Source organism: Mycobacterium sp. 1081908.1 (genome assembly GCF_001673535.1).
Classification (GTDB): domain Bacteria; phylum Actinomycetota; class Actinomycetes; order Mycobacteriales; family Mycobacteriaceae; genus Mycobacterium.
In genome coordinates, this window is record NZ_LZLY01000122.1 from 1 (window position 1) to 812 (window position 812).

Genomic DNA, 812 nt, shown 5'->3' on the forward strand with positions numbered 1-812 from the left:
CGCCGGACCCGCCGGCCCCGCCGTCGCCGAGCAACCATCCGCCGGCCCCACCGGGTGCCCCGGTCCCCGGGGCGCCGTTGGCGCCGTTGCCGATCAGTGGGCGCCCGGTGAATTGAAGGAAGGGCGCGTTGATCTGGTTGAGGACGTCCTGCGCCGTTGGAATGGCGGCGGCGTTGGCGGCCTCGGTGCTCAGGTATTGCGCCGCGCCGCCGTTCAACAGGCCGACAAACTCGGCGTGAAAGGCCGCCGCGCGGGCGCCGAGGGCCTGGAAATCCAGGGCGTGCGTGTTGAAAAGCGCTGCGATCGCGCTCGATACCTCGTCGGCGGCGGCAGCGGATATCCCCGTGGTGGACGCGGCGGCGGCCGACCGCGCCGCGCTCAGCGTCGAACCGATATTCGCCAGGTCTCCAGCCGCCGCCGTCACGAATTCCGGCGCAACAACAAATGACATGCCCGTGCCCCTTCAAGTCGACTCAACCGTTGCCAGTCCCAAATCCGATCGGGACACAGGCGCGCAACAAGATTAACGGGCTCGTCAATTAATCAAAACGCTTTTGGATAAAGCTTTTTGACGCGCCTAAATGGCGTCCGGGTCCTCCGCGAACGCCTCGGCGGCCTTGCGGGCGAGCTCGATGGCCGTCCGCGCCCACTGGGGCGTCGCGCCCGCCAGGCCGCACGCCGGGGTCACGCCGATGCGCTCGCGCAGCGCCGAGCGGCCGAATCCGAGCCGATCGGTAACCGCGACGGCGGCGGCGGCCACCTCCTCGACCGACGGCCGCTTTGGCGGCGCGGTCGCCGGAACCACGCCCAGC

Annotated in this window: 1 protein-coding gene and 1 pseudogene; both read right to left on the reverse strand. The window is 70.0% G+C overall.

Annotated elements, in window-relative coordinates; translation table 11 throughout:
- A partial coding sequence (locus A5655_RS19955; RefSeq protein ID WP_156764949.1) for a PE family protein occupies window positions 1-451 on the reverse strand: 451 nt, incomplete at its 3' end.
- Between the two features lie 126 nt (window positions 452-577).
- A pseudogene (locus tag A5655_RS19960) lies at window positions 578-812 on the reverse strand (methionine synthase); the annotation flags it as partial.